At 68.4% G+C, this 12,268-nt stretch carries 11 protein-coding genes; 4 read left to right on the top strand and 7 right to left on the bottom strand.

What is annotated here, in order from left to right:
• Positions 1-46 precede the first annotated feature (46 nt).
• The 6 genes from AC3EO7_RS33400 to AC3EO7_RS33375 all read right to left on the bottom strand — a co-directional run bounded on the left by AC3EO7_RS33400 (position 47) and on the right by AC3EO7_RS33375 (position 6,701).
• On the bottom strand, positions 47-1,084 hold the full coding sequence (locus tag AC3EO7_RS33400; protein WP_431962402.1) for a phosphotransferase family protein: 1,038 nt from the start codon (positions 1,082-1,084) through the stop codon (positions 47-49).
• On the bottom strand, positions 1,077-1,529 hold the full coding sequence (locus AC3EO7_RS33395; RefSeq protein ID WP_435593376.1) for an SDR family oxidoreductase: 453 nt from the start codon (positions 1,527-1,529) through the stop codon (positions 1,077-1,079). Before AC3EO7_RS33395 ends, AC3EO7_RS33400 begins: the two co-directional genes overlap by 8 nt.
• Complete coding sequence (locus AC3EO7_RS33390; RefSeq protein WP_435593375.1) at positions 1,508-3,034, bottom strand: class I adenylate-forming enzyme family protein; 1,527 nt, start codon at positions 3,032-3,034, stop codon at positions 1,508-1,510. Before AC3EO7_RS33390 ends, AC3EO7_RS33395 begins: the two co-directional genes overlap by 22 nt.
• A gap of 122 nt (positions 3,035-3,156) precedes the next feature.
• The gene (locus AC3EO7_RS33385) at positions 3,157-4,455 is read right to left on the bottom strand and encodes a saccharopine dehydrogenase family protein (protein ID WP_435593374.1); all 1,299 of its coding nucleotides are present in this window, start codon (positions 4,453-4,455) and stop codon (positions 3,157-3,159) included.
• Positions 4,456-4,782: 327 nt separating this feature from the next.
• Positions 4,783-5,406 carry a TetR/AcrR family transcriptional regulator gene (locus AC3EO7_RS33380; RefSeq protein WP_435593373.1) on the bottom strand — a complete coding sequence of 208 codons (624 nt, stop codon included), beginning with the start codon at positions 5,404-5,406 and terminating at the stop codon, positions 4,783-4,785.
• 47 nt (positions 5,407-5,453) lie between these two features.
• On the bottom strand, positions 5,454-6,701 hold the full coding sequence (locus AC3EO7_RS33375; RefSeq protein WP_435593372.1) for a PucR family transcriptional regulator: 1,248 nt from the start codon (positions 6,699-6,701) through the stop codon (positions 5,454-5,456).
• Between the two features lie 128 nt (positions 6,702-6,829).
• Here AC3EO7_RS33375 and AC3EO7_RS33370 point away from each other — a divergent pair, with 128 nt between their 5' ends.
• From AC3EO7_RS33370 to AC3EO7_RS33360, 3 genes are all read left to right on the top strand, one after another.
• A complete protein-coding gene (locus tag AC3EO7_RS33370) occupies positions 6,830-8,353 on the top strand; it encodes a flavin-containing monooxygenase (protein WP_431962390.1) in 1,524 nt (507 codons plus the stop codon).
• Positions 8,350-9,288, top strand: a complete 939-nt coding sequence (locus AC3EO7_RS33365; RefSeq protein WP_435593371.1) for an alpha/beta hydrolase — start codon at positions 8,350-8,352, stop codon at positions 9,286-9,288. The genes AC3EO7_RS33370 and AC3EO7_RS33365 overlap by 4 nt, the downstream gene beginning before the upstream one ends.
• A 189-nt stretch (positions 9,289-9,477) precedes the next feature.
• A complete protein-coding gene (locus AC3EO7_RS33360) occupies positions 9,478-10,515 on the top strand; it encodes an amidohydrolase family protein (protein ID WP_435593370.1) in 1,038 nt (345 codons plus the stop codon).
• 23 nt (positions 10,516-10,538) lie between these two features.
• Here AC3EO7_RS33360 and AC3EO7_RS33355 read toward each other — a convergent pair whose 3' ends face one another.
• Positions 10,539-11,684 (bottom strand): lipase family protein, encoded by a 1,146-nt coding sequence (locus AC3EO7_RS33355; protein ID WP_435593369.1) that lies wholly within the window; start codon positions 11,682-11,684, stop codon positions 10,539-10,541.
• A 314-nt stretch (positions 11,685-11,998) separates the two neighbouring features.
• Between AC3EO7_RS33355 and AC3EO7_RS33350 the strand changes: the two genes are divergently transcribed.
• Positions 11,999-12,247, top strand: a complete 249-nt coding sequence (locus AC3EO7_RS33350; protein WP_435593368.1) for a hypothetical protein — start codon at positions 11,999-12,001, stop codon at positions 12,245-12,247.
• The last annotated feature ends 21 nt before the right edge of the window (positions 12,248-12,268 follow it).

The raw sequence follows: 12,268 nt of genomic DNA, 5'->3' as shown, positions 1-12,268 counted from the left end.
CGGGCTACCGGAGGTTCGTGGTAATCCGCGGTCGAGAAGGTATCGCCTAAATCCCCGCGGTGTCGGCGATTTCCCGCGCCTTGTGCACCAGGGCGTCTATTCGGGCGGCGGTGGGTGTGCCCGCGGCTGCTTTGTTCTGCGGCCGGTCCATCGCGCGGCGCATGACGCCCTCGCCTATGATCGCCAGTTTCCACAGCCCTAGTGCGTGCCAGTACTGCAAAGCCGCTGCGTCGCGGCCTGTCTCGGCCAGGTACAGCCGCGCCATCTCCGCGCGATCGGGAAACCCGTCCAGGGTCGACGGCGCGAAGTCGCCGCCTGTCGTCTCACCGGGCTCCGGCCAGTAGGTGAGCAGGCTGCCCATGTCCGCGAGCGGGTCACCCAGCGTCGACAGTTCCCAGTCCAGTACCGCCGCCACCTCGCCGGTCGCGTGGGAGAAGATGAGGTTGCGCAGGTGAAAGTCGCCGTGCACCAGGCTGATTTCGCGTTGCTCGGGAATGGCGGCGGCGAGTCGACGGGTGAGATCGTCCAGTTCTGGCAGGTCCCGTGTCTTGGACACGGCCCATTGCCCCGCCCATCGCCTGAGCTGGCGCTGTGCATAGGGCTTGTGGCTCGCCAATCCGTCGAGACCCACTTTCTCGAGGTCGACGGCGTGGATCTTCGCCAGGGCGCGCGGCAGTGTCAGGGCGATCTGCCGACGCTGCGGCGGTGTCAGCTCCTCGGCGGCATCCATCGTGTCGACGACCGGACCGTCGACGAACTCCATCAACACCAAAGGCACCTCGGCGAACTCGGAATCCTCTGTCACAGCGATGATTCGAGGGACGGGTACGCCGGTGCCTGCCAACGCCGCGATGATCCGCGCCTCACGCACCACATCGTGGGCCGAGGCCAGCAGATGACCCAGCGGTGGGCGACGCAGCACCCAGGCTCCGGCAGCGGCGTCGGTGACGCGGTAGGTGAGGTTCGACTGCCCGAGACCGATCCGCTGAAAACGCAGTGGCGCCGCGTATTCGATGCCGAGTTCGGTGAACCACCGCGACACCGCCTCGGCGTCGACGCCGACGACTTCCCCGGTCTCAAGCATGCGCGATCGCCTCCTTCCGGAAAAGCTCGGCGTCGCCGAGGCGCTGGCCGCCGTCGATCACGAACGTCTCCCCTGTCACCCAGCTCGCCGCATCGGAGACGAGGAAGGCGATGGCGGAGCCGACGTCCTCGGGTTCCCCGATCCGCGACAACGCTATGGCCGAATTCAATTGGCTTTCCTGGTCTTTCCACAGCGCCTCGGCCAGCTTCGTGCGCACGACACCCGGCGCGATGGCATTGACCCGCACCCGCGGCGACAGTTCGAGCGCCAGTTGCTCGGTGAGGTGGATCAACGCGGCCTTCGACGCGGTCGGGAGACACCGGCACGGTGTCGCGACACTTGCCCGAACTCTCGATGGCGATGCGCACCGAGCTTGCTGTGAACCTGCACGTTGATCCTTTGTCTCTGACTCGAAATCGGTCGTTATCGCAGCGGTGCGCCCCACCGCACTTGCCAGCGCAAGTGGTTCTTGAGGAGCTTGCCGCCCGCGTTACGCGGCAATGCCTCGGTGACGACCGCGGCATATTGCGGAATCTTGAAGTCGGCGAGGTGGTTTCGGCAGTGTGCCAGGACGCCGTCGATATCGATCGGCGCCTGGTCGCCGTAGAGGACGGCGCCGACCTTCTCGCCCATCACGTCGTCGGGTACGGCGAGCACCGCGACGCCGGGAGCCGAGAGCAGCACCGCCTCGACTTCGACGCTGGAGATGTTCTCGCCGCCGCGATTGATGATGTCCTTGATCCGGTCGACGATGTGGACACGTCCGGCGTCGTCGACCCGGACGACATCGCCGGTGTGCAGCCAGCCGTCCACGATCGTCTCCGCCGTGGCCTGCGCCCGATTCCAGTATCCGGCCGTCACATTGGCGCCGCGGACCACCAGCTCGCCGGTGTTCGGGTCGTCGTCGATCGGCACGATGCCGAGGTCCACCGACGGCACCGCGTACCCCACGGAATCCGCGTGCTCGACCGCGTCCTGGTCCGGCAGGACGGTGATCAGCGACGCCGTCTCGGTCATGCCGTACCCGTTCATCACCGTCGCCCGCGGGAACGCCGCTTTCAGCGATCGCACCAGCGACGGCGCGATCGGGGCGCCGCCGTATCCGACCGTGCGGACCCCGGACACGTCGGCGTCGGCGAACCTGGGGTGACGAAGCAGCAGGGAATACACCGCGGGTACCGTCACCAGGAAGGAAATATGTTCGGCGGCAATCGATTCGATCACAGTCGGCAGGTCCAGCGCGGGGAGGATCACCGAGGCGCCGCCGACGTACGCGGCGACCAGCCGTTGCGAATTGCACGCCGTCACATGGAACAGCGGCACGGAGATCAGCGTGCGCAGGGCAGGCCCGACCTCGCGGGACATGCCGAGGGACCGAATCATGTTCTCGGTGTTGGTGACGAAGGCCTCGTGCGTGGTCGGAACGCCCTTGGGATGTCCGGTCGTGCCCGAGGTGTAGAAGAGGGCGGCCACATCGGTGGCGCGCAGACCCTCTGCCGCATAGGGGTCGCCGTCCGGCAGTGGGGTGTCGGACGCCAGATCGACTGTCACGCCTGCGTCGTCGAGGACGAACTCGACCTCCGGTTGCGCCGACCGCGTATTGACCGGCACCGCGATGCCGCCCGCCATGATCGTGCCCCAGAAGGCGAGAACCCAGTTCGTCCCCGCCGGATACCGCAGGGCCACCCGGTCTCCGCGCTGAATCCCCAGGGCCCGCAGCCCACCGGCCACTCGCGACGCGCGCTCCCACAGCTGCGCGTAGGTCAGCCGATCACCGCCGATCTCGGCGACCGCCTCGGCATCGGGTCGCGCGTCGACGTGCGCCCGCACCATGTCGAGCAGCGTCGCGGGCACACCCGCGTAGTGCGTGACGCCGTTCGCGTCTCGCGTCGAACCCCATCGCTCGAAAGGATTGCGCGAGCGCGTGATTTCGATGACTGCACCGGTCATTGGGCGGCCTCCGTGCGGCGGCGCGGAGTGGCTACGAGCATCGTGATGGTCTTTCCTCTGGAAACTTCGGGATCTGGGGGCGCCGGAGGTCACCGACCCCCGGCGTTGTCAGGAATGCCGGGCTACAGCACGGCCTCGACGATCTCGGAGCGTGGAGTGCCGACACGCTCGAGGGCGTTGTAGAACGCCTTCGGGTCGGCCCAGTCCTCAGGGGCGAACGCGCCTGCGCGCGTACCGTTCTCGTCGATCGCCAGCACCATGAACGCGGCGCAGGCAGTCCCGGTCAAGGCGCCCATGCTGCGCACGGCGTACGTTTCCGGGCCGCTGATCGGCGTGCGCCGGACAGCCACCGCGGGCATCCCGTTCCGGGTACCGGTGACGCGGGCCAGCAGGCCGCCTTCCCAACGATAGGTGCGCCGCACGGCCGATTTCAGGAGGAACTCGACCAACGTGCCCGCCCCCCTCTCCTTGCGGCGGACCTGGCCGAGCATCCCGCCCAGCGCGTAACGCAAGGCCTTGGCATTGGTGAAGTAGCGGTTCTTCAGGATGTCCAGGATGAAGTCGACCGCCTCGTCCGCGGTCAGCTTGCCTTCGTGCACGGCCAGGCCCAGACCGCGGGCAATGCCGTTGAACGGTGCGGGCGCGAGGCCGCCGATACAGCGGATGCGCTTGGCCTCCGGATAGCGGCGGGGCAGGGTGACGGGCTCTGGGTGCGCGGTCTCGTACAGCAGGACCTCGCCGATGCCGCCCATCTGCACGATGCCGGTCTCGACGTAGCTCTCGTGCGTGGCCGGGCCACCGTTCTCCCAGGTCAGGCACGGCCCGGCGGAGATGTGCATGAGGTGATGGAGCACCGCCCGGCCCACATCGGGCCGCTCGTCGCCGACGAGCCAGCCCACCTCGATGTTCTCGACGGTGTCGAGCTCGGCGGCGGCGTCGGCCACCAGCACGTTGCTCATCCCCGGCGAAGCGCCGCAGCCGACGTAGATCGGGATGCCCGCCGCCTTCGCCTTCTCGTGCAGCGACAGCGCGTGCTCGGTGCTCTCGACATCGTCGTCGAAATCGAGGTACGGCACCTTGGCCTCGAGGCACGCTTCGATCACCGGGCTGGAAGTCCGGATGTAAGGCCCGGCGCCCAGCACGACGAGCGCCGCGCCGTCGATCGCCGCGCGGAGGTCCTTCTGATCGAACAGATCCAGCCGCCGGATGGTGGCACGCCCGGCGGGCAGTCGCTTGGCCAGCGGCTCGAGAATCTCGGGCCGGATATCGGTGAGGACCAACTCCCCATCGCCGTCCGCCTTGGCGAAGCGCTCGATGGCCACCCGGCACATCTCGCCCGCGGCGCCGATGAAGACGACCCGCCGCGGCGCCGCGCCGCCACCCTGCTCCGCCGCCGCGCGTCGGCCCTTGCGCGCGGTCATGCGATCACCTGGGCAAGGCCGCGACCGGTCAGCGCATTGTCATAACAGTTGGCCATTGGCCCGCTCCGTTCTCTTTGGCATCGCCGTACAGAAGGCGATTGTCGAATTGCGATCGGCTCGACGGCCTGCGCGAGAGAATTCGATGTCGAATAGAGTTCGAGTTTAGGAAGGGTGCGTGACGCTGTCAACAGTTGTCGGTTCAGGCCCGGACGACGGTGCAGGCCCGGACACTTCGCACTCATGAGCGCCGGGCGCTGATCCCCATCAATGCACGCGGCGAGCGGATCCTCGCGTCAGCCCTGCGACGCGTAGGGCCTCACGTCAGTCTTACGGCGCGTAGGTCTCGACGTAGGCGGTGACGAGTCGTCGCGCCTCGTCGATCGTCGCATCGTCCCCGGTCGGGGAACGCCGGAACGCCACGTCGAAGAGTCGGTCACCGGCCTCGAAGGCCAGCTCCAGGACGAACTGCGGGGTGTCGGCACGGATCAGGTTCCGCTCGATGAGCAAGCGCCAGAGCTGCGCCGCCTGCGACGCGTCGAACGCGCGTGCCAGTTCGCTGAGTGTCGAGCTGCGTCCTGGGTACCAGAGCTCGACGAAACTCGGGTGCTCGCGAAAGTAGGCGAGCAGCACGTCGATGACCGCGTCGCAAGCCTCGCGCACAGTACGCGACTCGGCGCGGTCCAGTGTCGCGGCGAGGCGCTCATCGAGCTCGCGCACATAGCGCTGCGCGAGCTCGGCGTCGACTTGATGCCGGTCGGCGAAGTAGTGATACACGGACGCGATCGGGATGCCCGCCCGCTCGCCGATCGCCTTGAGGGTGGCGGCCTCGTAGCCCTGTTCGACGAGCAGCGCCTCGGCCGCGTCCAGGATGGCCTGCACGCGCTCGACTCCGCGCCGCTGCACTGGAGCGGGGCGAGCGGATGCCCGCGACGTCGGCCGGTTATCGAACACGATTCGAAATCGTAACAGTCGCGCGAACGAGATCGCGTTCGCGCTGATCAAACCCGTGTCAGAACCCGGGGACCGATCTGATGGGCGAGTTCGAGAGCCAGTTCGACCGCCAGCCTGCGCTCGCCGGGCTGGTGGCCGAGCAGCTCGGTCGCGCGGGCGATGCGCTGCAACACCGTGTTGCGGTGCGTGTGCAGGCGAGCGGCGGCGCGAGGCCCGTTCTCGGCTTCGTCGAGGAAGACCCGGAGGGTCTCGCGCAAGCGCGCCGCGCCCGGTGTGTCCGCGGCGAGCGGGCCGAGTGTCGCCGCGACGAATTCGGCCGCGCGATCATTGTTCTGCGCGGCCAGCGCGGTGACCTCCAGGTCACGGTAGAGCGCGAGCCGAGCGCCGCCCGGGTGCCCCGCGAGCAGATTGTGGATGGCCAGAGCCGCGTCGTGCGAGCGGCGGAACCCGGTGATGCCAGGACGCGTGGGGCCGACGGCGACGCGAATGTTCGGTTGCACTCGGTCGAGCGCATCGCGCAGCGCGTCGACCACGGGATCGGAGTCGGTACCCAGCCAGGCCCAGAGCGCGGAAGCACCGGCGGACATCGTGAGCGGAGTCCGCGCCCCGGCGGAACGCGCCAGCACGGTGGCGGCGGACTCCAGCGCACCCTGGATCTCACCGGGCGGCTGCGCCCACAGCACGAGCGCGGTGTGCAGACGGCCGAGCTCGTATCCCAGCCGCTCGCCCGCCCGCCTGCTGTCGATCGGCGCGCCGTCGAGGATCAGCCGGACGGTCTCGGTGCGCCGCGCGAGCGCACCGCCGAGCACCTCCTCGCGCTCGCGCTGCGCGGCGGCGATGACCCGGCCTATGACGCGGTCGACGTACTCGAACATGCGCTGCGAGGAGATCTCCAGGAGCTGCACGAGCAGCGGGCCCGACGGGACGACGCGGGTGGCGTGCGCCATGTACCGCCGCCAGGCGATGTTCTGCCCGCGCCGGTAGGACTGGAAGATCACGTCGAGGTCGATGCCGCGCCGGGCGACGGTGCGGGCGACGTCGAGCGCCTCGGGTGGGACGTCGCTCGGCAACGGCCCGGCGTCGCGGCGGGCGAACGTGGTCAGCAGGCGTACGGCGTTGGCGCGATTGCTCGCCGACATGTCCGCGATGAGCGCCGCGTCGGCGCCCACCATCGGCGTCAGTTCGATTTCCGCGGCGTCCATCTCGGCGACCAGTTCGTCGACGTCGGCCAGCATCAACTCGGCCACGTCGCCCATGAGCTCGACGATCTCGGGCGGCAACGTCGGATCGCTCATGACCTTCAGTGTGCCACCGCACATATTTCGAAACAAAGTCTAGGCGAAGTGACATACCGAAGGGACGTCGCCGGACCTAGCGTGAACCGCATCACAACCCCGCCCTTCCCGCGGCCAGGAGAAGATCAGTGACGATCGCGACCATCAGCCATACCCAGACCGCCGATTTCGATGTGTTGATCATCGGCGCCGGAATTTCCGGTATCGGCGCTGCCTATCACTTGAAAACCCGCCGCCCCGGCACGTCGTTCGCCGTCCTGGAGGGCCGCGACTCGATCGGCGGCACCTGGAGCCTGTTCCAGTACCCCGGCATCCGATCGGACTCGGACATGCCCACCTACGGTTTCAGCTTCAAGCCGTGGACACATCGCAAGTCGATCGCCGACGGGCACCTCATCCTGGACTACCTGCGGGAGACCGTCGCCGAGAACGGGCTGACGGACCATATCCGTTTCGGCCACCGGGTGATCGGCGCAGAGTTCTCCTCGGCCACCGGGCTGTGGACCGTGACCGCACAGCACTCCGGCAGCGACGAGACGACGCGATTCACCGCACGATTCCTGCTCCTCGGCACCGGGATCTACGACCACCAGACGGGTTTCACGCCCGAGTTCACCGGTGTCGAGGACTTCGACGGCCGACTCGTCCACCCCCAGCATTGGCCGCAAGATCTGGACTACACCGGTAAGCGCGTGGTCGTGATCGGCAGCGGCGCGACGGCCGTGACGCTCATCCCGTCGATGGCAGGCAAGACGAGCCACATCACCATGCTGCAACGCTCGCCGAGCTATGTGTTCTCGCTTCCGGCCGAGGACGTCACCGCCGGCGCGCTGAACAAGGCGCTCGGCCACGAGCGCGCCTACCGGATCATCCGGCGCAAGAACATCATGATCTCCCGCGCGATCTACAAGGCGTGCCACCGCGCTCCGAGGTTGGCGCGCAAGCTGCTGATCGCCGCCGTGCGCAGGCAGCTGCCCGCCCATTTCGACGTCGACACGCACTTCACCCCGCGCTACAACCCGTGGGAGCAGCGCCTGTGCATGGTGCCCAATGGCGACCTGTTCAAGACGCTCTCGACCGGACGGGCTTCGGTGGTCACCGACCGGATCGCCCGGTTCACCAAGACGGGCATTCTGCTGGAGTCGGGCCAGGAATTGGCCGCCGATATCGTCGTGACGGCAACCGGTTTCTCCATGTCGCCGCTCGGCAAGATCCGGTTCGAGGTCGACGGACGGCAGGTGAATCTGCCGGACACGACCGTCTACAAGTCGATGATGCTCTCCGGGGTGCCCAACCTCGCATTCGTCGTCGGCTACACCAATATCTCCTGGACACTCAAGGTCGATCTGGTCTGCGAGCACTTCTGCCGCTTGCTCGATCACATGGACTCCCACGGCTACCGCACAGTCGAGCCGGTCCTGACCGACCCGCACATGGAGCGCGTACCGCTCGTGCACGACTTGAGCTCGGGCTATGTCCAGCGGGGAATCGCGCAGTTCCCGAAGGCCGGGACCAAAGGCTCGTGGACGGTCGAGATGGCCTACGAAGACGATGCCGAGCGGCTGCGTGAGGGTCCGGTCGAGGACAGCGCGCTGCGATTCACCGCCGCCGCGCCCGCTCTGTCGGCGTCCGCCCAGGAAGGAACGCGATGAAGAAGAACGAGATCTCCTTCACCAGCCACGGCGTCCGCTGTGCGGCCTGGCATCTCACCGCGGGCAGAGACACCGCGGGCGGTCGCCCCTGCGTGGTCATGGCACACGGCTTCGGCGGCACCCGCGACACCGGCCTGCTCGGCTATGCCGAGTCCTTCGCCGACGCCGGTTTCGACGTGCTCGTCTTCGACTACCGGGGCTTCGGCGACTCCGAAGGCACACCGCGCCAAGATGTTTCGGTCCGTCGGCAGCGCGAGGACTATCACGCGGCCATCGCGGCGGCCCGGCATCTGCCCGGCGTCGACCCGGACCGGATCGCGCTGTGGGGCACCTCGTACTCCGGCGGTCACGCCATCGCGGTCGCGGCGCAGGACCGGCGTATCGCCGCGATAATCTCGCTGACACCGGCGACGGACGGACTCGCCACCTTGGCCCATCTCGTGCGTCAGGGAGGGGTCGGCCGACTCGCGCGGGCGGCCGGACACGGGCTGCTCGATGTCGCCCGTGCCCTCGTGAAGCTGTCACCGCATCACGTACCGATCGTCGGGCAGCCCGGGTCGGCGGCGATGATGAGCACCCCCGGCGCCGAGGAGGCCTGCCTCTCGATGGCCGGGCCGACCTGGCGCAACGAGGTGTGCGCGCGCACCGCGCTCGAGGTCGGGTTGAACCGGCCGACCACCTTCGCGCGCCGCGTGCCGTGCCCGATGCTGATGCAGGTCGGCACGAACGATCGTGTCGCGCCGCCGGACGCGGCCCGCCGGACCGCCGCGAAGGCCGGACAGCTGGCCCAACTGCGCGAGTACCCCGTCGACCACTTCGACGTCTACCAAGGTCCGTTCCAGCAGCGAGTCCTGGCCGACCAGCTCGATTTCCTCACGCGCGTCCTCGATCCGTCGTACACCGGAGCGCGGGTGCGGTACCGCGAAGTCATTTGATTCTTTCATCATGAATCTAGAGATTCGTCTTTATTGATGATATCGTCACAAAGAGAGGCGGTATGACCTGGGACATGTCGGCCGACGGCACCCTCGGCAGTTCCGGCCGAGGGCCCGGCACCTGTAGCGTCGCGGAGTCGTGCAGGCACCACGTCGCCTCGCTCGTCGGCAGCGCAGGAAGGAATCGACGTGTCGAGCAACCGCATCGACGTGCATCAACACTTGATCCCGCCCGTCTACCTAGCGGCCTTGCGAGCGCACGGCATCGACGCGGCCGGCGGCCGTGAGCTGCCCGAATGGACGCCGGAGGCGGCGCTCGGGTTGATGTCGGAGGCGGGCATCGCGTCCGCCGTTCTCTCGGTGTCGACTCCCGGCACCGCGTTCCTCGCCGATACCGCCGAGGCCGCGGAACTCGCCCGCGCGGTCAACGACTACACCGCGAAACTCGCCGCCGATCACCCGGAGCGCTTCGGCTTCTTCGCCACGCTGCCGATGCCCGATGTGGCCGCGGCCGCCACCGAGGCCCGACGGGCCCTGGACGATCTGGCGGCCGACGGCGTCGTCCTCCTGGGCAATGCACGGGGAACCTACCTCGGCGCGGAAGGGCAGGACGAGCTGTTCCGCGTCCTCGACGACCGCTCGGCGGTGGTCCTCGTCCATCCCGCGGACCTGCCCGCCGAGACGGTGCCCGGCATCCCACCCTTCGCCGCGGACTTCCTGCTCGACACGACGCGCGCGGCGTATCTATTGGTGCGCAACGGAATCCGCCGCCGCTACCCCAACATTCGCTTCATCCTCGGCCATGCGGGCGGCTTCGTCCCGTTCGCCTCCCACCGCATGGCGTTGAGCATCGTCAACCAGACCGGCGCGAGTCCCGTGGACGTCCTCGACGACTTCGCGAGCTTCTATTTCGACACCGCGCTGTCCGCCAGCGCCGCCGCGCTGCCGAGCCTGCTCGCCTTCGCCGAGCCCGGGCACGTCCTGTACGGCAGCGATTGGCCGTTCGCCCCCGCACCCGCGGTGCACTACTTCAATGCCGGGCTCCACGAATACCCGCACCTCGACGAGACCGCCCGCCGCGGCATCGAGCGCACGAACGCGGCCGCGCTGTTTCCCCGGTTCGGTGGTGCGGCGCCGCTGCCGGAAGCGCCATTGCTCACCAGGGCGCGGCGGCACCTGAAGCAACGCGCGTTCCGCGCCGTCGCGCGGGCCGCGACCAAGCGCTGAGTCCTACCGGTGCGCGACCTCGGCTAGTCCACGGCAGCGGCGAGGAAGGCGCGCACGTCGGAGGCGGCGATCGGGATGATGCTGTCGTGACCGGCGTCGTAGCTGTGGAAGTCGACCGCAACGCCATTGATCAGCAGACCGGTGAGCAGGGTGAAGACGAGCGGATACGGCAGGGTCTCGTCGTGCGTTCCGTGCCCGAGGAACAGCGGGCCGTGGTAGCCCGCTACCGGCAGCCGCAGATAGTCCTGGAACGGTGCGGTCAGCTCACCGAGGGGTTGTGAGACGAGCTCGCTGATCGAGAGGTGCTCGGTCCGCTCGTCGAGCTCTGGGCTGCACAGGGTTTCGGCGAGCGCGACGGTGCGGCGCCCGAGTTCGGTGAGGTGACCGTCGACGTCCAGGTCGGGTCGCAGGTCGCGGAATCCGGCGATGGCCATCACGAACAGCGAAGTGGGAGCAGGGATCGGCGGCATCTGCGGGCCGATCAGGCCGACGACCGCGTCGATCTGGGGCGGCGCGCTGGTGGCGACTGTGCCGCGATAGTCGAGTTCTGGCGCATAGCTCTTCGCCCGCGGCGCCGTGTTCAATGCCGCGTGCGCGCCCTGCGAATGGCCTTGCGCCAGCCAGACTGGGCCGAACGCGGGATAGAGCTCGCGCGCCGCACGCACGATGTCGATCACAGCGTTCGCTTCACCGCCGCTGTCGAGGTAGTTCGGCAGACCCTCGGTGCCGAGCCCGATGTAGTCGCTCGCGACCACCGCGAAGCCGTCGGCCAGCAGGCCGGCGAGGTAGGCCGACTCCGGTGCGGGCCGTCCCAAGACGGTGGGCGCGCACTGGTCGCCCAGGCCGTTGGAGCCGTGTCCCCAGGAGATCGTCGGCCAGCCACCGGGCGGAGGCGAACCCTCGGGGACGAAGACTGCCCCGGAGCTCAGCCGAGGCCGGTCGCGCGAATCAGCTGTCCAATAGGTGACTTTCGTCGACGCCGCCGATCCCGGGAGCCGCTGGGATTCGGGGAGCAGCTCGGTCGCGACGACCGAGCCGGGGGACGGCGGCGTATCGGCCGTCGCGATCGCCGGCAGGGCCGCGAGCGCCAACGCCGACGCGAGCATGACGGCGAATCGCCTCGTCGACGCGCGGAGGGTTGGTTCGTGTTGACCGAAAGTTCTTGGCATGACTGGCATTGTCGTGATCTCCGATCGCTCCGGCAGGTCGACTGCGGCGATGGATATATCAAATACGGACCCGCCCAGCGTTACTCGACGATGCGTGCGTGTGCCGGTTCCCACAGCGATCGCACTCGACGACGCTGCAAGGACTTCTTCAGCGTTTGCCCGGCGCCGACCCCTGACGTGCTGGATCATGCTCTGCGACTACTGAGCCCGCGGGGCTGTCAGCGGACTGTCGGTGCGCTGTCAGCGGCGGCGGTCATTGTCTTTCTTGTCAGCCGGAAACAACGAGATCCGGCGCCAACACAAGGAGAAGAACGATGTCGCACAACACCCTCTCGGACCTGCTCGCCGCCCGCATGGAGACCGCCGGCGCGAAGGCCGATCAGCGGATGGCCGCGGCGGAGGCGGCGCAGGCGCGATCCGGTCTGCGGATCGAGGAGGCCCAGGGTTTCGTCCGGCCGACCAAGCAGGAGATCGCGCAGGTGCGGGCCGAGGCGCGGGCGCAGGGCAAGCGGCTGGCCGACGACCTCCGGGCGCGGGGAGCCGCGCTGAAGGCCGGACGATAGACCGTGGGCGGCGGGATCGGC

Source organism: Nocardia sp. bgisy118 (assembly GCF_057708605.1).
This window is presented reverse-complemented; position numbering and strand designations above follow the sequence as displayed.

Excerpts from the sequence above, each read along its gene's own strand:
- AC3EO7_RS33400 (WP_431962402.1), bottom strand. The coding sequence starts at position 1,084 with ATGCTTGAGACCGGGGAAGTCGTCGGCGTCGACGCCGAGGCGGTGTCG.
- AC3EO7_RS33390 (WP_435593375.1), bottom strand. The coding sequence starts at position 3,034 with ATGACCGGTGCAGTCATCGAAATCACGCGCTCGCGCAATCCTTTCGAG.
- AC3EO7_RS33385 (WP_435593374.1), bottom strand. The coding sequence starts at position 4,455 with ATGACCGCGCGCAAGGGCCGACGCGCGGCGGCGGAGCAGGGTGGCGGC.
- AC3EO7_RS33375 (WP_435593372.1), bottom strand. The coding sequence starts at position 6,701 with ATGAGCGATCCGACGTTGCCGCCCGAGATCGTCGAGCTCATGGGCGAC.
- AC3EO7_RS33365 (WP_435593371.1), top strand. The coding sequence starts at position 8,350 with ATGAAGAAGAACGAGATCTCCTTCACCAGCCACGGCGTCCGCTGTGCG.
- AC3EO7_RS33355 (WP_435593369.1), bottom strand. The coding sequence starts at position 11,684 with ATGCCAAGAACTTTCGGTCAACACGAACCAACCCTCCGCGCGTCGACG.
- AC3EO7_RS33350 (WP_435593368.1), top strand. The coding sequence starts at position 11,999 with ATGTCGCACAACACCCTCTCGGACCTGCTCGCCGCCCGCATGGAGACC.